This window comes from Tabrizicola sp., assembly GCF_041913445.1.
GTDB lineage: Bacteria > Pseudomonadota > Alphaproteobacteria > Rhodobacterales > Rhodobacteraceae > Tabrizicola.
The window spans coordinates 53,788-68,583 of record NZ_JAYSFG010000002.1; the positions used below are offsets into that span (position 1 = coordinate 53,788).

Here is a 14,796-nt window from a genome sequence, read left to right on the forward strand (position 1 = left end):
CGGCGGAGTCCCTGCGTGGGGGGGGGGGGGGGGGTGTTTTTTCTGTCGCGGGCGCCCCCGCTTTTTTTGGGGCGGGGTTTTTTGCTGCACCCACCCACCCCGCCTCGGCTGTGCCTCCGGCGGGGATATTTGGGCAAATGTGAAAGGCGCGTCAGCAGTTCGGGACGTTGACCGCCAGGCCGCCGAGCGAGGTTTCCTTGTATTTCTCGTGCATGTCGCGGCCGGTCTGGCGCATCGTCTCGATGCAGACGTCGAGGGAGACGAGGTGCTGGCCGTCGCCGCGCATCGAGAGGGAGGCCGCCGAGACGGCCTTGATGGCGCCAAGCCCGTTCCGTTCGATGCAGGGCACCTGGACGAGGCCCTTCACCGGGTCGCAGGTCATGCCGAGGTGGTGTTCAAGCGCGATCTCGGCGGCGTTTTCCACCTGTTCGGGCGTGCCCCCCAGGACGGCGCAGAGGCCGGCGGCGGCCATGGCGGCGGCGGATCCGACCTCCGCCTGGCAGCCGCATTCGGCGCCGGAGATCGAGGCGTTGTGCTTGCACAGGCCGCCGATGGCGGCGGCGGTGAGGAGGAAGTCGCCGACCTTTGCTGTCGATGCCCCGGGCACATGGTCGAGCCAATAGCGGATGACGGCGGGGACGACGCCTGCTGCCCCGTTGGTCGGCGCGGTGACGACCTGGCCGCCGGCGGCGTTTTCCTCGTTCACGGCCATCGCGTAAAGCAACATCCAGTCGTTGATCGTGTGCGGGGGCGTCAGGTTCAGGCCCCGCTCGGCCAGAAGCGCGTCGTGGATGCCCTTGGCGCGGCGGCGGACCTTGAGCCCCCCGGGCAGGATCCCCTCGCCCTTCATGCCCCTGGAAATGCAGTCGTTCATCACTTGCCAGACCCGGTTGATGCCGGCATCCAGATCGGCGGCCGAGCGGAACTTCAGCTCGTTCGCACGCTTCATAGCCGCGATCGAAAGGCCGGATTTCTTCGCCATCTCCAGCATTTCCGCTGCCGTCTCGAACGGGTAGGGCACATCGGCGCGGGCCTTCGACTTGGCACCCCCGGCCTCGGCCAGCTCGGCCTCGGTCAGGACGAAGCCGCCGCCGATGGAATAGTAGGTCTCGGTCAGGATCACGTCGCCCTGGGCGTCGGTGGCCTTCAGGATCATCCCGTTGGCGTGTCCGGGCAGCGCGGGGCCGTAGTCGAAGAGAAGGTCCTTGCCGGGATCGAAGGCGAGCGTGCCAAGCCCCGGCACCTCGATCACATGGGTCTCCTTGATCCTCGCCAGCGCGGCCTCGGCCTTCTCGGCGTCATAGGTCGCGGGCTCGAACCCGGCGAGGCCGAGGATCGTCGCGCGGTCGGTCGCATGGCCGACCCCGGTGAAGGCCAAGGAACCATGCAGCGAGGCGCGGAGCCCGTGGAAGTGGAAGGGCGAGGCGCGCAAGGCGTCAAGGAAGCGCGCGGCGGCAACCATCGGGCCCATGGTGTGGGACGAGGACGGGCCGATGCCCACCTTGAACATGTCGAAGACGGAGAGGAACATCAGGTACCTGGATTGGTGAAGGGAGTGGGGCCAAGGCCATCCGAGGCCGCGATACGAAGCGCCGCAGGCCGGGCCTCGTGCGCCGCGAGCACGGCCTTCAGATGTGGGAAGTCGTCCAGCCGGATGCCATAGGGCGCGGGCGGCAACAGGATCAGCCAGCGCACGAGGACGCCGATGTAGTAGCCGAGGACCCCGGGGTGGTCGGGCGAGAGCCAGCGCGGGGACTGCGCGGCCAGCATCGCCTCGATCAGTCCAAGGCGCGCGGTGATCTGCTCCTGCGCGGCGGCGCGGGCGGCGTCGGTGTTGGCCTCGCCCGCGGGGCGGTGCGGGTAGAACATCGCCAGGGCCGCCTGGTGGAGCGCGTTCGAGATGAAGAAGAGCCAGCTGAGGAATGCCCCCCGGTCGGGATCGGTCGGTCCCGGCCCAAGCCGGCCGGTCCTGTCGACGAGCCACAAAAGGATCGCGGCCGTCTCGAACATCGGGCCGTCGTCGGTTTCCAGCGCCGGGATCAGGCCCACCGGGTTCACCTTGCGGTATTCCGGGCTGGCGAGCGCCCCGCCGTCGATGTCGACGATGGCCAGCGTGTGCGGCAGTTCCAGCTCTTCCAGCGCGAAACGCACGATGGTCGAGGCGAAGTCGGGCGCGTGGTGAAGCGTCAGGGTCATGCGGCCTCCGGTGCCGGGACACGGTGGGGACGAGGCTTCCGGTCGATGAAAGGGCGGGACATGCGCGTCACAGGACCGACCCCTCGGGCGGGTTCGGCTGTTCGGGGCGCGAGAAGGGATGCGGGCCCAGACCTTCGGCGCGGGCGATCACCCGCGTCTCGACCCGCGCTTCCTGCGCCCGGCCAAGCGCGGCAAGCGTGGGGAAATCGGCCATGTCCAGCCAGCGCGGACCGTTCACCGGGTAAAGCTGCGCCCAGCGGGCCAGGACCATGGAGTAGACGCCCAGCGGCTTGCCGGCGGCGAAGAGCTTGGGGTGCTGCAAAGCCGCCGTTTCCAGAAGGCCGAAGTGGCGCAGCATCCGGGTCGACATGATCTCCAGGTGCGCGGCATGGCCGTCAACGGGCGCATACTGGTGCGGGTAGAAGATCTGCCGCAAGTCGGCATGGGCGGTGTTCGACAGAAAGAACAGCCATTGCAGGAAGATCGGGCGGTCGGCCTCGGCCGGACCGGGGCCAAGATGGTGGGTGTCGGAAAGCCACAGGAGTATCGCCCCGGTTTCCGCAATCGGCCCGGCCGGGATCTCCAGCACGGGGATCAGCCCGGTCGGGCTCAGCGCCCGGTAGGTCGCGCTGTCCTGCTGCCGCTTCGACCGGTCCACCAGCGCCGTGCGATAGGGAATGCCCGCGCCATCCAGCACCAGCCGGATGATCAGCGAGGCGTTATCGGGGGCGTAATGCAGCTTGTACATTGTCGGTCCTCTGGCGCGAGCCTTGCGCAAGTCTAGCGTTGCCGCAGGGCGAAAAGCGACTCCTTGTCGGCTCTTTGTCGTCGATGCGCGGCGGCCCTGCCGGTGTTAAGCCCCTGTAAACCATTTCGCCGCCAGTCTGCCGCGCGGCAGTGACAGGAGGGATGCAGATGGCACGGGCGCTGGTGATCGCGGGACTTCTGGTATGGCCCTTTGCGGCCCTTGCCGAGGAGACGGCGCTGGACAAGGCGATGCGCAAGGACCCCGACAGGTTCGCCGGGCGGGTGGGCGACCTGATCGCGGGGTTCGGCGGGCCGGACGGGCTGGGCCTTGCCGGGATCGAGGAGCATATCGCGCTGGAACGCGCGGGGGCGCGGGCCTCGACCCTGCGGCGGTTCCTGGCGCTGGACCTCGACGCCGATGGCGCGGTGGATCGGGCCGAGCTGCAGGTCAGCCAGCGCGCCGCCAATGCCGAGGGGCGGGGGCGGCTGGAACGGCAGTTCGTCGCGGCGGACGCGGACGGGAACGGGCGGGCGGATGCGGCAGAGCTTGCCGAACAGGGCCGCCTGGCCGGGCTGCGCGCCTTGGGCGAGGACGAGGCGGGCCTTCTGCGCAGCCTCATGGCGCTGGACGCCGATGGCAACGGGGCGGTAAGCGCCGACGAGGTTGCCCGCGCCGTGGCGGGGCTGGAAAAGGCCGGCTAGCGCAACGGTCTGTCGCCATTGAAGCCTCTCGCCCTTTTGGGGCGATTGCGGTATCTCGGGGACAGGCAACAAGGGGACTGTCATGGCTGCGGAACTTTCTCCGATCGACCAGGCCAAGTTCGTGGCCGCCCGCCGGTCGGTGGATTTCGTCGAGGACGGGATGAAGCTGGGGCTCGGCACCGGCTCGACCGCGGCCTGGATGGTGCGCTGCCTGGCAGAGCGCGTGCGCGAGGAGGGGTTGCACGTGACCTGCGTCTCGACGTCAGAGCGGACGGCGGACCTCGCCCGGTCGGTCGGGCTGACGGTGGTCGGGCTGGACGAGACGAAGTGGCTGGACCTGACCATCGACGGCGCGGACGAGTTCGACCAGAACCTGAACCTGATCAAGGGCGGCGGCGCGGCGCTTCTGCAAGAAAAGATCGTCGCCACGGCAAGCGACCGGATGATCGTGATCGCCGATGCCGCCAAGGAGGTCGCGCAGCTGGGCGCCTTCCCGCTGCCGGTGGAGGTGATCCCCTTCGGCTGGCAGACCACCAAGGCCCTGATCGAGGAAACTCTGTACAGTCTTGACGTGATGGCCCGGGACGTGTCGCTGCGGATGACAAAGCAGGCGCCCCTCATCACCGACGAGGGGCATTACATCCTGGACCTCAACCTCAAGCGCATCGGCAATCCCCGCCAACTGGCGCTGGTCCTGAACCAGATCCCCGGCGTGGTCGAGAACGGGCTTTTCATCGACATCTGCGACGTCGTGGTGATCGGCCACGGCGATGGCCGCGTGACGGTGCGCGACATCAACTCGGGCCGGGTCGAAACAGGGGCGGTGGACATCACCGAAAGCCGGAACATCTTCGCAGATCTCGACTGAGCCTAGCGGTTTGATGAAAAGCGCAGGCTGGGGGCTTTCGTCCGGCCCGCTTAGGGCATAGCTCTGTCGCAAGGCAGCGACAGGGGGCGGCAGATGACCTTCGACTATGATCTCTTCGTCATCGGCGGCGGCTCGGGCGGCGTGCGGGCGGCGCGGATCGCTTCGGGCGAGTACGGCGCGAAGGTCGGGTTGGCCGAGGAAAGCCGGATGGGCGGGACCTGCGTCATCCGCGGCTGCGTGCCGAAGAAGCTGATGGTTTTCGCCAGCGCCTATCCGGAAGCCATCGCCGAGGCCCGGGAATATGGCTGGGACGTGACCGCGGGCGGTTTCGACTGGACGCGCTTCCGGACCCGGCTGGAGTCGGAGCTAGACCGCCTGGAAGGCGCCTATCGCAACACGCTGAAGAACGCGGGCGTCACCATCCACGATGAACGCGCGGTGATCGTGGATCCGCATCGCGTCCGGCTCGCCTCGGGGCAGGAGTTCACGACGAAGCACATCCTGGTCGCCACCGGCGGCTGGCCCTTCGTGCCGGACATTCCGGGCAAGGAGCTTGCGATCACCTCGAACGAGATGTTCCACCTGCCCGCGCTGCCCAAGCGCGCCTTGGTGGTGGGCGGGGGGTACATCGCCAGCGAATTTGCCTGCATCCTGAACGGCTTGGGCGTGAAGGTCAGCCAGTACTACCGCGGCGCGCAGATCCTGCGCGGTTTCGACGACGAGGCCCGGGGCCATGTCGCCAACGCGATGCGCGCGAACGGGATCGACATCCATTGCGGCACCGACGTCATGCGGCTGGAGAAGACCGGGACGGGCATCCGCGCCGTGGCCACCGACGGGACCGAGCAGGAGTTCGACCTGGTGCTCTACGCCACCGGCCGCCGTCCGAACAGCCGGGGCCTCGGCCTGGAAGAGATCGGCCTCACCCTTGGCCGCAACGGCGAGATCCCGGTCGATGCCTACAGCCAGACCGCCGTCCCCTCCGTCTTCGCCGTGGGCGACGTCACCGGCCGCGTGAACCTGACCCCCGTGGCGATCCGCGAGGGCCATGCCTTCGCCGACACCGTCTTTGGCGGCAAGCCCACCGTCTTCGACCACTCCCTCGTCGCCTCGGCCGTCTTCACCCAGCCCGAGATGGGCACCATCGGCCTGTCCGAGGAAGCCGCCCGCGACCAAGAGCCGATCGAGGTCTACGCCACCGCCTTCCGCCCGATGCGCACGATCTTCGCGGGCAAGCAGGACCGGGTGATGATGAAGCTCATCGTGAGCCAAGCCACCCGCAAGGTCCTGGGCTGCCATATCGTCGCGCCCGAAGCGGGCGAGATGATCCAGCTTGTGGCCATCGCCATCGGCATGGGCGCCACCAAAGAGGATTTCGACCGCACCTGCGCCGTCCACCCGACGATGGCGGAGGAACTGGTCACGATGCGAAAACCGGTCAGAACCGCCTGACAATGGGGCGGGACGGGTTGATTTCCGGCTGGATATGACCAGCTTAGGGCAAAGGTAAAAACAAGGGGTTCTTTTCAATGGCAGGAAGTGGCGGTCCCTGGGGCGGCGGTGGCGGCTCGGGAGGAGACGGCAACAGGGGCAACGACGACGACGAGGACCGCCGCGGCGGTGGTCGTCGTGGTGAACCCGGTCCCCAGATCCCCGAGATCGACCAGCTGATGAAACGCGGCCAGGAACAGCTGCGCGTCCTGATGGGCGGGCGCGGCAACCGTGGCACCGGCGGCCCAAGCGGCGACCCGGGCGGTCCGGTCTTCACCAAGCAAAGCCTTGGCCTTGGCGCGCTGGCGCTGGTCGCGGTCTGGGCCTTCATGTCCTTCTACACCGTGCGGCCGGAAGAACGCTCGGTCGAGCTCTTCCTGGGCGAGAGCTCGGGCGTGGGCAATCCCGGCCTGAACTTCGCGCCCTGGCCCGTCGTGACCTACGAGAAGGTCCAGGTGACGGGCGAACGGACGACCGAGATCGGCACCCGCGCGGGCAGCAATGACACGGGCCTCATGCTGACGCGTGACCAGAACATCGTCGACATCGGCTTCCAGGTGGTCTGGAACATCTCGGACCCCGAGAAATACCTGTTCAATCTGGTCGACCCCGAAGACACGATCCGGGCCGTCAGCGAAAGCGCCATGCGTGACATCATCGCGCGGTCGGAACTGTCGCCGATCCTCAACCGCGACCGCGGCGTCATCGCCAGCGACCTGCGGACGGCAGTTCAGGCGACGCTTGACAGCTACAACGCCGGGATCACCGTGATCCGGGTGAACCTGCAAAGCGCCCAGCCCCCGCGCGAGGTGATCGACGCCTTCCGCGCCGTGCAGGCCGCGCAGCAGGAACGCGACCGGCTTGAGAAAGAGGCCGATGCCTACGCCAACCAGGTCACCGCCGGTGCCCGAGGCGAGGCGGCGCGGCTTCTGGAAGACGCCGAGGCTTACCGCGCCCAGGCAGTGAACGGTGCCCAGGGTGAGGCCGCGCGGTTCCTGTCGGTCTATGCCGAATACGTGAAGGCGCCCGAGGTGACCCGGCGGCGCCTTTACATCGAGACGATGGAAAGGGTGATGGGCGGCATGAACAAGGTGATCCTTGATGGCGTCTCGGGCGGCGAAGCGGGGCAGGGCGTCGTGCCCTTCCTGCCGCTGAACGAGCTTGGGCGGATGACGCCTGCCCAAGGCGGTGGCACGACCGGGGGGAACAACTGATGCGCGCGATGTACATCATCCCGGCCTTCGTGGTCCTTCTGGTGCTGATCCTGTCCTCGGTCTTCATCGTGGACGAAAGGAAGCGCGCGCTGGTGCTGCAGTTCGGCCAGGTCATGCAGGTCAAGGAAGAACCCGGCCTCGGCTTCAAGATCCCGCTGGTGCAGGACGTGGTCCTGTACGAGGACCGGATCCTCGGGCTCCAGACCCAGCCGATCGAAGTCACGCTTCTGTCCGACCGTCGTCTTGTGGTCGACGCCTTCGCCCGCTGGCGGATCGTCGACCTGGTGGAGTTCCGCCAGTCGGTCGGCACCGCAGGCGAGGAGCGGGCCCAGCAGCTTCTGGGCAACATCCTCAGCCAGGCGATCCCGGAAGTGCTGGGTAATGCCACGCAGGACCAGGTGCTTAGCCAGGACCGTGCGGCGCTGATGAACCAGATCCTCGCCATCGCCAAGCGCGAGGGCTCGGCCCTTGGCATCGACGTGATCGACGTGCGCCTGACCCGCACCGACCTTCCGGAACAGAACCTGGAAGCGACCTTCGCCCGGATGCGGGCGGAACGCGAACGCGAAGCGGCGGACGAACGGGCGCGGGGCGGCGAAGCGGCGCAGCGCGTCCGCGCCTCGGCCGACCGGACGGTGATCGAACTGACCTCGGACGCCCGGCGTCAGGCAGAGGTGATCCGCGGTGAGGCCGATGCCGAGCGCAACCGGATCCTTGCCGAAGCTTATGGCCAGGACCCGGAGTTCTTCGCCTTCACCCGCTCGCTCACCGCCTACGAGGCCAGCCTGCAGGGCGGCAACTCGTCCATCGTGATGCAGCCCGACAGCGAGTTCTTCGACTACCTGCGGTCCGATGCCGGACGTCCCAGCGGCGCCTCGGTCGGGCCGACCACGCCCGCCCCCGCGCCGGCGGAACCGGCGGCCGAGGAGGCGCCGGCCGAAGCTGCGCCCGAAGAGGCTCCGGCCAATCCGTGAGCGAGGTCATCCTGGCCCTTGGGCTGGTATTGGCGATCGAGGGGCTGGTGCTTGCACTGGCCCCTCGTCGTATCGAGGATGCGCTGCGCTTTCTGGCAAGTCTCGCGCTGGATCAACGCCGGATGGTCGGCCTGGTGAGCCTCGCGCTGGGGGTTCTGCTGGTCTGGCTGGTGCGTGGTTGATGACATATTCCTTCACATCACCTTGATGCACCGCGACTGGGTTTGCATTGCAGGTTTCGTTCACTAACTGTTTTCTCGAGACGCCTGCGGAAAGGGTCATCCGGACCCCCCGCCGACAGAATCCGATGAACAGGAGTTCGCATCGTGCCCGACCTCACCCCCTCCATCCGCAACGCCCTGCGGTCCAGCACCGTTCTGGCGCTGGTCCTGGGCTTCGGTCTCAGCGTCGCGCCCGTTCATGACGCGCAGGCCTTCGGCGCGCCGGAAAGCTTTGCCGAACTGGCCGAGAAGATCAGCCCCTCGGTCGTGAACATCACCACTTCGGCGATGATCGCCGCCCCCGCCGATGGGTCCCCGATGGTCCCGGAAGGCAGCCCATTTGAGGATTTCTTCGATGACTTCGGCGGTCCCGGACCTGGCGGACCCCAGCGGTCCGAGGCGCTTGGCTCGGGATTCGTGATCTCTGAAGACGGATATATCGTCACCAACAACCACGTGATCGAAGGAGCTGACGAGATCACCATCGAATTCTTCTCGGGCAAGAAGCTGACCGCCAAGCTGGTCGGCACCGACCCCAAGACCGACATCGCCCTTCTGAAGGTCGAAAGCGACGAGCCGCTGCCCTTCGTCAGCTTCGGCAACTCGGACCTGATGCGCGTGGGCGACTGGGTGATGGCGATGGGCAACCCGCTTGGCCAGGGCTTCTCGGTCAGCGCGGGCATCGTGTCGGCCCGCGGCCGTGAACTGTCTGGGACCTATGACGACTTCATCCAGACCGACGCCGCGATCAACCGCGGGAACTCGGGTGGGCCCCTGTTCAACATGGACGGCCAAGTGATCGGGGTGAACACCGCGATCCTGTCGCCCAACGGCGGCTCGATCGGCATCGGCTTCTCGATGTCCTCGAACGTCGTGACCAAGGTCGTCGATCAGCTGAAGCAGTTCGGCGAGACCCGTCGCGGTTGGCTGGGTGTCCGCATCCAGGACATCTCGCCGGAAATCGCCGAATCGATGGGCCTGGCGGATACGAAGGGCGCGCTGGTGTCCGACGTTCCCGAGGGTCCCGCCAAGGCGGCAGGGATCCGGGCCGGTGACATCATCCAGCGCTTCGCAGGTGAGGAAGTGGGCGACGCGGGTGACCTGACCCGCCGCGTGGCGGACGCCCCCATCGGCGAGGCCGTGCCGGTGATCGTCCTGCGCGACGGCAAGACCGAGACGCTGGCCGTCACCCTTGGCCGCCGCGAAGAGGCCGAGGCCGCGACCATGCCCGCGTCCGCTCCCGCGGCCGAGGAGCCGAAGGAACTGGAGACGCTGGGCCTGACGCTCGCGCCCCTGGATGACGACTTGCGCAGCCGTCTCGGGCTGGACGCCGGTGCCGAGGGTCTGGTGATCACCGCCGTCGACCAGGCGTCGGAGGCTTTCACCAAGGGCCTGGTCGAAGGCGACATCATCACCGAAGCGGGCCAGCAGAAGGTTGCACGTCTGCAGGACCTGGAGGACCGCATCCAGGAAGCCAGGGACGGCGGGCGGAAGTCGATCCTCCTCCTCGTCCGTCGTGGCGGCGACCCGCGCTTCGTGGCGCTGTCGATCGAGAAGTGAGCTTCGGCTGCAAGGCAAGGCAAGGCATGGCGGCGGGGGTCTCTCTGCCGCCAAATTTCTTACTTAAGAAATTTGACAAATTCCTTTCTTAAGGAATTTGGTCCCGGCGCTAGGGCTGGTCCCCCGCCCTGACCCCGTCGAACTTGAACCCCGGGTCCAGCAGACGGTCCAGCAGCGGCGACAGATCCTCGATCAGCTCGGCCACCACGTGCACCACCCCCGCCTCGCGCTGGAGCTTTCCCGTCACCCGCAGAAGCCGCCCCGCGATCACCGCGCGGCGGAAGCGTTCGTAGACATTCGCCCAGACGACGACATTGGCGGTCCCCGTCTCATCCTCGAGCGTGACGAAGATCACCCCCTTCGCCGTCCCCGGCCGCTGGCGGACCAGCACCAACCCCGCCACGGTGACCCGCGCCCCGGCCGGAGGCTCGCCAAGACGGGCGGCCTGCAAGGCGCGCGGCGGGCGCGGCCAGGATCCGCGCGGGGCAGGGGACAGGACCAGAGTCATGCGAACAAATATAGAACATTTGTCGCGCAGGGCAAGTCCGCGCCCCTCTGGCAAATCGCGCCGGACTGGCCTATGTCACGTCTGACGATCCCGGGAGAGCATGAGCATGGCGAAGATCACTTACGTCGAACACGGTGGCAAGGAACATGTCGTCGAGGTCGCGAACGGCCTGACGGTGATGGAAGGCGCGCGCGACAACGGCATTCCGGGGATCGAGGCCGATTGCGGTGGCGCCTGCGCCTGTTCGACCTGCCATGTCTATGTCGACCCCGACTGGGTGGACCGGCTGCCGAAGAAGGACAACATGGAAGCCGATATGCTGGACTTCGCCTGGCAGCCCGACCCCAAGCGCTCGCGCCTGACCTGCCAGCTGAAGGTCACCGATGCGCTGGACGGTCTGCGCGTGCAGATGCCGGAAAAGCAGATCTGACCGAACCCTCGCGGGCGTCTTTCGTCGCTGTCCCGCGACGCGAAGACGCCGCTACTCGGCCTTGCCCAGCCGTTCGGCCTTGCGCTTCACGAGCATGGAGCGCAGGTCGTGCATCGCCAGAAGAAGCGTGTCCGTCACCGCTTCCAGTTGCGCATCGCTGGCCCGCGACTGTGCCCATTGCGTCGTGAGGTTCAGGTGGTCCACGGTGCGCAGGATGTCATCCACCTCGCGCGCCTGAAGCTGCGCCTGCCGCGCCTTCAGCCAGTCGTCGATGGCAGCGCGGTCGGCCTCGGTCAGCTCGGTATTGCCGTGCGGCTTGACGTTGCCGTTCTTCACGTTGACCGCGGCGATCTCGACCATCTCGATCCGGCGCTGGCGGTTCTCGGTCCCGATGCGGAAGACCGCCGCCCCGTTCTCGCGCACCCGGAAATAGTAGTCGGGAAGGTCTGCGCCCATTCGCCCTGCCTGATCCAATCGCTACGGAACCGCCCGCACCGCCATTCCTTGCGGAGCGCGGTCCAATCGTCAACCCGGAAGCGAGCCGGCCGCTAGACCAGTGTGGCGCAGAAGCGCTGGATGCGGGCGCAGGCCTCGCGCAGGACCTCGTCCGAGGTTGCATAGCTGACCCGGAAGTTGGGCGACAGGCCGAAGGCCGCACCAAAGACCACGGCGACCCCGGTTTCCTCCAGAAGCGCGGTCGCGAAGACCTCGTCGTTGGAAATCACCGTGCCCGCGGGCGTGGCCTTGCCGATGCAGCCCGCGATGTCGGGGTAGACGTAGAAGGCCCCCTCGGGCTTCGGGCAGCGGATGCCCTTGGCCTGGTTCAGCATCGACACCACCAGGTCGCGGCGGCCCTGGAAGACCTTCCGCCAGTCGGCCAGAAAGTCCTGCGGACCCGACAGAGCCTCGAGTGCCGCATACTGGCTGACCGAACAGGGGTTCGAGGTCGACTGCGACTGGATCGTCCCCATCGCCTTGATCAGCGCCACCGGCCCGCCGGCATAGCCGATCCGCCAGCCGGTCATCGCATAGGCCTTGGAGACGCCATTGCAGGTCAGCGTCCGGTCGTAGAGACCCGGCTCGATCTCGGCCGGGGTACAGAATTCGAAGTCGTCGAAGACCAGGTGTTCGTACATGTCGTCCGACATCACCCAGACATGCGGATGGCGCATGAGCACGTCGGTCAGACCCTTAAGCTCTTCCCGCGTGTAACCCGCGCCCGTGGGGTTCGAGGGCGAGTTGAAGATGAACCACTTGGTGCGCGGCGTGATGGCAGCCTCCAGCTGCTCGGCCGTCAGCTTGAAGTCGGTCTCGATCCCGGCCACCACCGGCACCGGAGTGCCCCCGGCCAGTAGCACCATGTCCGGATAGCTGACCCAGTAGGGGGCCGGGATGATGACCTCGTCCCCGGGGTTCAGCGTCGCCATCAGCGCGTTGTACAGGATCTGCTTGCCGCCGGTGCCCACCGAAATCTGCTGCGGCGTGTAGGTCAGCCCGTTCTCGCGCAGAAACTTGGAGCAGATGGCGGCCTTCAGCTCGGGGATGCCGTCCACCGCCGTGTAGCGGGTCTTCCCGCTGTCGATGGCGCGCTTCGCGGCCTCGCGGATGTTTTCCGGCGTGTCGAAATCCGGCTCGCCCGCGCCAAGGCCGATCACGTCCTTGCCCTCGGATTTCAGCTGCTGGGCCTTGGTGGTCACCGCGATGGTGGGCGAGGGCTTCACCCGCGCCAGCGTGTCGGAGAGGAAGGCCATGTTTGCACCTTTCGGGGACGGTGGAATTTCAGCGGGTGGAGTTTTGGGCCCGCCTGTCTTAGGGTCCGCCCCGAACGGGTTCAAGCGGGAACGGTGGGCAAATGGGCGAGACGGCTGAAGCGCGCCTGAAGCGGATGGCGATGCGATCCTGGCGGCGCGGCACCAAGGAGATGGACCTCGTGCTGGGTCCCTTTGCAGATGCGCATCTGGCGGGACTTTCCGAGGCCGATCTGCAGACCTATGACGCGCTTCTGGCCGAGAACGACCAGGACCTGATGACCTGGATCCTGGGCCAGTCGGCCCCGCCGCCCGCCCTCGCCCCGCTCCTGGCCCGGATCACTGCTTTCGCTGAAACCCGCCTTGCCGCGAAGAATTAGCGGAAGTTCTTCGCAAGTTTACGGAATGTTTGCTCTTTGTCCCGATTCTACCCCCGTCCGAACGGTGGAGAAACGGTATGACAATGTATGCGCCAGTGCTGGACGGTTCGCAAAAGGCGTTCCTGTCCTGCTACCTTGACAGCCTTGCCCTGGTCGAAAGGCTGCACCGCCTGCTCCTCGACGTGATCAAGGATGAATTCGAACGGCTGAACATACTGGAGATCAACTCGGTCCAGGCGCTGCTCTTGTTCAACATCGGCGAGAACGAGGTGACGGCGGGCGAGCTGAAATCGCGCGGCTACTACCAGGGCTCGAACGTCAGCTACAACCTGAAGAAGCTCGTGGAATTGGGCTACATGCACCACCAGCGGTCCGAGATCGACCGCCGCTCGGTGCGCGTCCGGCTGACCGAGAAGGGGCGCCATGTGCGCGGCCTTCTGTCCGAGCTCTTCGCCCGGCATTCCGAGGGGATCGAAAAGCGCGGTCTGATCGACGCCGCCGGGATGGACGAAATCAACATGTCGCTGAAGCGGATGGAACGGTTCTGGACCGAACAGATCCGCTACATCTACTGACGTCCGCGGGCTGGAAGCGGCCGGGAATCGGCGTTTCGGCAAGTGTTGAGAAACGGTAAACGTCCGCGACCAAGCTCTTGATTTTGCTGGACCATCGACGTTTGTCCACCGTGGACAGGTCGGGCTTAGTTGACCTTTCTCGCGGGCAGGAAGGGCAGGGGCGCGACCGGCAACCCCTCTTCGATCATGGCCCGTGCCTCATCCGGCTTTGCTTCGCCGTGGATCGGCCGCTCGGGGGCCTCGCCGGCATGGATCTTCCGCGCCTCGGCGGCGAAGTTCATCCCGACGTATTCCGAGTTCTCCTCGATCTGCTTCTTCAGGGCCGCGAGCTTTTCTTCCAGTTCCGAAGCCGGTGCGGACAGGTCCGGCTTTGCCGCGGCAGCCTTGCGTGACGGACGGACGGCCGGCGCCATCAACTCTTTCTCGACCTCGGGTGAGCCGCAGACCGGACAGGAAACCTGACCCGCCGACTGCAGGGCCGCGAAGCCCTCGGCGTTCTTGAACCAGCTTTCGAAGCCATGACCGGCCCCGCATTTCAGGTTGTAGCGGATCATCTCGTGCAGTCCCGTTCCGGACCCTGCTTAGCTAACCACTCGCGGCGAAAGATCAATGCCCCTTGCGCTTTCCAGCCTTGGGCGCGGGGGTCGGATCGTCGTCGTCATCGGCCGCAATCGGCCCCGGCCTGCCCTGGATCGGCGGCAGGAATTGCGCGATGATCGTGGCAAGCTCGGGCTCGGCCACAAGGGTCGCGGCTTCGGCGAGCGGAAACCACTTGCGGCGGCGCTCCTTCGCCTCGGGGAAGGTCTTCGCCAGTTCCTGGACCCGAAGCCCGTAGACGGCCACGGCGCAGGGAATGCTTGCGTCCGGCGACAGGCATTTCTGGTAGCCGTAGCGCCCGATGCAGAGGGGGTTCATCGTGCCTTGCACCCCGGCCTCTTCCCAGGCTTCCTGCGCCGCTGCGGCTTCGGGCGAGAGGCCCGGCATCGGCCAGCCCTTCGGGATGACCCAGCGTCCGGTGTCTCGGCTGGTGATCAGCAATACCTCGACGCCGCCTGCCGCAGTCCGCCAACAAAGCGCACCGTACTGCATCCGCGTACCGCCTGCGTCGGCGCCTTGCGCCGTGAACTTGTCCTGCCAACCCATGTCTGTCTACCCTGGCCGCCCGGTTCCCGGATCTGGCCG

Annotated in this window: 18 protein-coding genes; 10 read left to right on the plus strand and 8 right to left on the minus strand. The window is 66.8% G+C overall.

What is annotated here, in order from left to right:
* Window positions 1–151: 151 nt before the first annotated feature.
* The 3 genes from ACE3Q6_RS02560 to ACE3Q6_RS02570 all read right to left on the minus strand — a co-directional run bounded on the left by ACE3Q6_RS02560 (window position 152) and on the right by ACE3Q6_RS02570 (window position 2,944).
* A complete protein-coding gene (locus ACE3Q6_RS02560) occupies window positions 152–1,531 on the minus strand; it encodes an L-serine ammonia-lyase (protein ID WP_374427969.1) in 1,380 nt (459 codons plus the stop codon).
* Window positions 1,531–2,196 (minus strand): glutathione S-transferase family protein, encoded by a 666-nt coding sequence (locus tag ACE3Q6_RS02565; RefSeq protein WP_374427972.1) that lies wholly within the window; start codon window positions 2,194–2,196, stop codon window positions 1,531–1,533. The genes ACE3Q6_RS02560 and ACE3Q6_RS02565 overlap by 1 nt, the downstream gene beginning before the upstream one ends.
* Before the next feature lie 67 nt (window positions 2,197–2,263).
* Window positions 2,264–2,944 carry a glutathione S-transferase family protein gene (locus ACE3Q6_RS02570; protein ID WP_374427975.1) on the minus strand — a complete coding sequence of 227 codons (681 nt, stop codon included), beginning with the start codon at window positions 2,942–2,944 and terminating at the stop codon, window positions 2,264–2,266.
* A 167-nt stretch (window positions 2,945–3,111) separates the two neighbouring features.
* Between ACE3Q6_RS02570 and ACE3Q6_RS02575 the strand changes: the two genes are divergently transcribed.
* The 7 genes from ACE3Q6_RS02575 to ACE3Q6_RS02605 all read left to right on the plus strand — a co-directional run bounded on the left by ACE3Q6_RS02575 (window position 3,112) and on the right by ACE3Q6_RS02605 (window position 9,973).
* Window positions 3,112–3,645 (plus strand): hypothetical protein, encoded by a 534-nt coding sequence (locus ACE3Q6_RS02575; RefSeq protein WP_374427978.1) that lies wholly within the window; start codon window positions 3,112–3,114, stop codon window positions 3,643–3,645.
* 82 nt (window positions 3,646–3,727) lie between these two features.
* Complete coding sequence (gene rpiA / locus ACE3Q6_RS02580) at window positions 3,728–4,513, plus strand: ribose-5-phosphate isomerase RpiA (RefSeq protein ID WP_374427981.1); 786 nt, start codon at window positions 3,728–3,730, stop codon at window positions 4,511–4,513.
* A gap of 93 nt (window positions 4,514–4,606) precedes the next feature.
* Window positions 4,607–5,965: a glutathione-disulfide reductase gene (gene gor, locus ACE3Q6_RS02585; protein ID WP_374427984.1), complete on the plus strand. Its 1,359-nt coding sequence runs from the start codon at window positions 4,607–4,609 to the stop codon at window positions 5,963–5,965.
* A gap of 77 nt (window positions 5,966–6,042) precedes the next feature.
* Window positions 6,043–7,218 carry an FtsH protease activity modulator HflK gene (hflK, locus tag ACE3Q6_RS02590; protein ID WP_374427987.1) on the plus strand — a complete coding sequence of 392 codons (1,176 nt, stop codon included), beginning with the start codon at window positions 6,043–6,045 and terminating at the stop codon, window positions 7,216–7,218.
* Window positions 7,215–8,192 (plus strand): protease modulator HflC, encoded by a 978-nt coding sequence (hflC, locus tag ACE3Q6_RS02595; RefSeq protein WP_374428833.1) that lies wholly within the window; start codon window positions 7,215–7,217, stop codon window positions 8,190–8,192. Before hflK ends, hflC begins: the two co-directional genes overlap by 4 nt.
* Window positions 8,189–8,374 (plus strand): DUF2065 domain-containing protein, encoded by a 186-nt coding sequence (locus tag ACE3Q6_RS02600; protein WP_374427989.1) that lies wholly within the window; start codon window positions 8,189–8,191, stop codon window positions 8,372–8,374. Before hflC ends, ACE3Q6_RS02600 begins: the two co-directional genes overlap by 4 nt.
* Before the next feature lie 144 nt (window positions 8,375–8,518).
* The gene (locus ACE3Q6_RS02605; protein WP_374427997.1) at window positions 8,519–9,973 is read left to right on the plus strand and encodes a Do family serine endopeptidase; all 1,455 of its coding nucleotides are present in this window, start codon (window positions 8,519–8,521) and stop codon (window positions 9,971–9,973) included.
* Between the two features lie 109 nt (window positions 9,974–10,082).
* On the opposite strand, the gene ACE3Q6_RS02610 is transcribed toward ACE3Q6_RS02605, so the two are convergent.
* Entirely contained in the window at window positions 10,083–10,481 is a 399-nt protein-coding gene (locus ACE3Q6_RS02610; protein WP_374428004.1) for an OB-fold nucleic acid binding domain-containing protein, read from the minus strand.
* 106 nt (window positions 10,482–10,587) lie between these two features.
* On the opposite strand from ACE3Q6_RS02610, the gene ACE3Q6_RS02615 reads away from it, so the two are divergent.
* A complete protein-coding gene (locus ACE3Q6_RS02615) occupies window positions 10,588–10,911 on the plus strand; it encodes a 2Fe-2S iron-sulfur cluster-binding protein (protein ID WP_374428014.1) in 324 nt (107 codons plus the stop codon).
* 51 nt (window positions 10,912–10,962) lie between these two features.
* On the opposite strand, the gene ACE3Q6_RS02620 is transcribed toward ACE3Q6_RS02615, so the two are convergent.
* Both ACE3Q6_RS02620 and ACE3Q6_RS02625 read right to left on the minus strand, forming a co-directional pair.
* Window positions 10,963–11,367: a hypothetical protein gene (locus ACE3Q6_RS02620; protein ID WP_374428021.1), complete on the minus strand. Its 405-nt coding sequence runs from the start codon at window positions 11,365–11,367 to the stop codon at window positions 10,963–10,965.
* Window positions 11,368–11,459: 92 nt separating this feature from the next.
* Window positions 11,460–12,662 (minus strand): pyridoxal phosphate-dependent aminotransferase, encoded by a 1,203-nt coding sequence (locus tag ACE3Q6_RS02625; protein WP_374428028.1) that lies wholly within the window; start codon window positions 12,660–12,662, stop codon window positions 11,460–11,462.
* 101 nt (window positions 12,663–12,763) lie between these two features.
* On the opposite strand from ACE3Q6_RS02625, the gene ACE3Q6_RS02630 reads away from it, so the two are divergent.
* Together ACE3Q6_RS02630 and ACE3Q6_RS02635 are read left to right on the plus strand one after the other, a co-directional pair.
* The gene (locus ACE3Q6_RS02630; protein WP_374428033.1) at window positions 12,764–13,039 is read left to right on the plus strand and encodes a succinate dehydrogenase assembly factor 2; all 276 of its coding nucleotides are present in this window, start codon (window positions 12,764–12,766) and stop codon (window positions 13,037–13,039) included.
* 77 nt (window positions 13,040–13,116) lie between these two features.
* Window positions 13,117–13,614, plus strand: coding sequence for a MarR family winged helix-turn-helix transcriptional regulator (locus ACE3Q6_RS02635; protein ID WP_374428038.1), 498 nt, complete (start codon window positions 13,117–13,119; stop codon window positions 13,612–13,614).
* Between the two features lie 125 nt (window positions 13,615–13,739).
* Here ACE3Q6_RS02635 and ACE3Q6_RS02640 read toward each other — a convergent pair whose 3' ends face one another.
* Both ACE3Q6_RS02640 and ACE3Q6_RS02645 read right to left on the minus strand, forming a co-directional pair.
* Entirely contained in the window at window positions 13,740–14,168 is a 429-nt protein-coding gene (locus ACE3Q6_RS02640; RefSeq protein WP_374428043.1) for a DUF1178 family protein, read from the minus strand.
* Window positions 14,169–14,220: 52 nt separating this feature from the next.
* The gene (locus tag ACE3Q6_RS02645; RefSeq protein ID WP_374428047.1) at window positions 14,221–14,757 is read right to left on the minus strand and encodes an NUDIX hydrolase; all 537 of its coding nucleotides are present in this window, start codon (window positions 14,755–14,757) and stop codon (window positions 14,221–14,223) included.
* Window positions 14,758–14,796 lie beyond the last annotated feature (39 nt).

Excerpts from the sequence above, each read along its gene's own strand:
- ACE3Q6_RS02630 (WP_374428033.1), top strand. The coding sequence starts at position 12,764 with ATGGGCGAGACGGCTGAAGCGCGCCTGAAGCGGATGGCGATGCGATCC.
- ACE3Q6_RS02625 (WP_374428028.1), bottom strand. The coding sequence starts at position 12,662 with ATGGCCTTCCTCTCCGACACGCTGGCGCGGGTGAAGCCCTCGCCCACC.
- ACE3Q6_RS02570 (WP_374427975.1), bottom strand. The coding sequence starts at position 2,944 with ATGTACAAGCTGCATTACGCCCCCGATAACGCCTCGCTGATCATCCGG.
- ACE3Q6_RS02615 (WP_374428014.1), top strand. The coding sequence starts at position 10,588 with ATGGCGAAGATCACTTACGTCGAACACGGTGGCAAGGAACATGTCGTC.
- rpiA (WP_374427981.1), top strand. The coding sequence starts at position 3,728 with ATGGCTGCGGAACTTTCTCCGATCGACCAGGCCAAGTTCGTGGCCGCC.
- ACE3Q6_RS02640 (WP_374428043.1), bottom strand. The coding sequence starts at position 14,168 with ATGATCCGCTACAACCTGAAATGCGGGGCCGGTCATGGCTTCGAAAGC.
- ACE3Q6_RS02575 (WP_374427978.1), top strand. The coding sequence starts at position 3,112 with ATGGCACGGGCGCTGGTGATCGCGGGACTTCTGGTATGGCCCTTTGCG.
- ACE3Q6_RS02565 (WP_374427972.1), bottom strand. The coding sequence starts at position 2,196 with ATGACCCTGACGCTTCACCACGCGCCCGACTTCGCCTCGACCATCGTG.
- ACE3Q6_RS02645 (WP_374428047.1), bottom strand. The coding sequence starts at position 14,757 with ATGGGTTGGCAGGACAAGTTCACGGCGCAAGGCGCCGACGCAGGCGGT.
- ACE3Q6_RS02620 (WP_374428021.1), bottom strand. The coding sequence starts at position 11,367 with ATGGGCGCAGACCTTCCCGACTACTATTTCCGGGTGCGCGAGAACGGG.
- ACE3Q6_RS02635 (WP_374428038.1), top strand. The coding sequence starts at position 13,117 with ATGACAATGTATGCGCCAGTGCTGGACGGTTCGCAAAAGGCGTTCCTG.
- ACE3Q6_RS02610 (WP_374428004.1), bottom strand. The coding sequence starts at position 10,481 with ATGACTCTGGTCCTGTCCCCTGCCCCGCGCGGATCCTGGCCGCGCCCG.
- hflK (WP_374427987.1), top strand. The coding sequence starts at position 6,043 with ATGGCAGGAAGTGGCGGTCCCTGGGGCGGCGGTGGCGGCTCGGGAGGA.
- ACE3Q6_RS02560 (WP_374427969.1), bottom strand. The coding sequence starts at position 1,531 with ATGTTCCTCTCCGTCTTCGACATGTTCAAGGTGGGCATCGGCCCGTCC.
- gor (WP_374427984.1), top strand. The coding sequence starts at position 4,607 with ATGACCTTCGACTATGATCTCTTCGTCATCGGCGGCGGCTCGGGCGGC.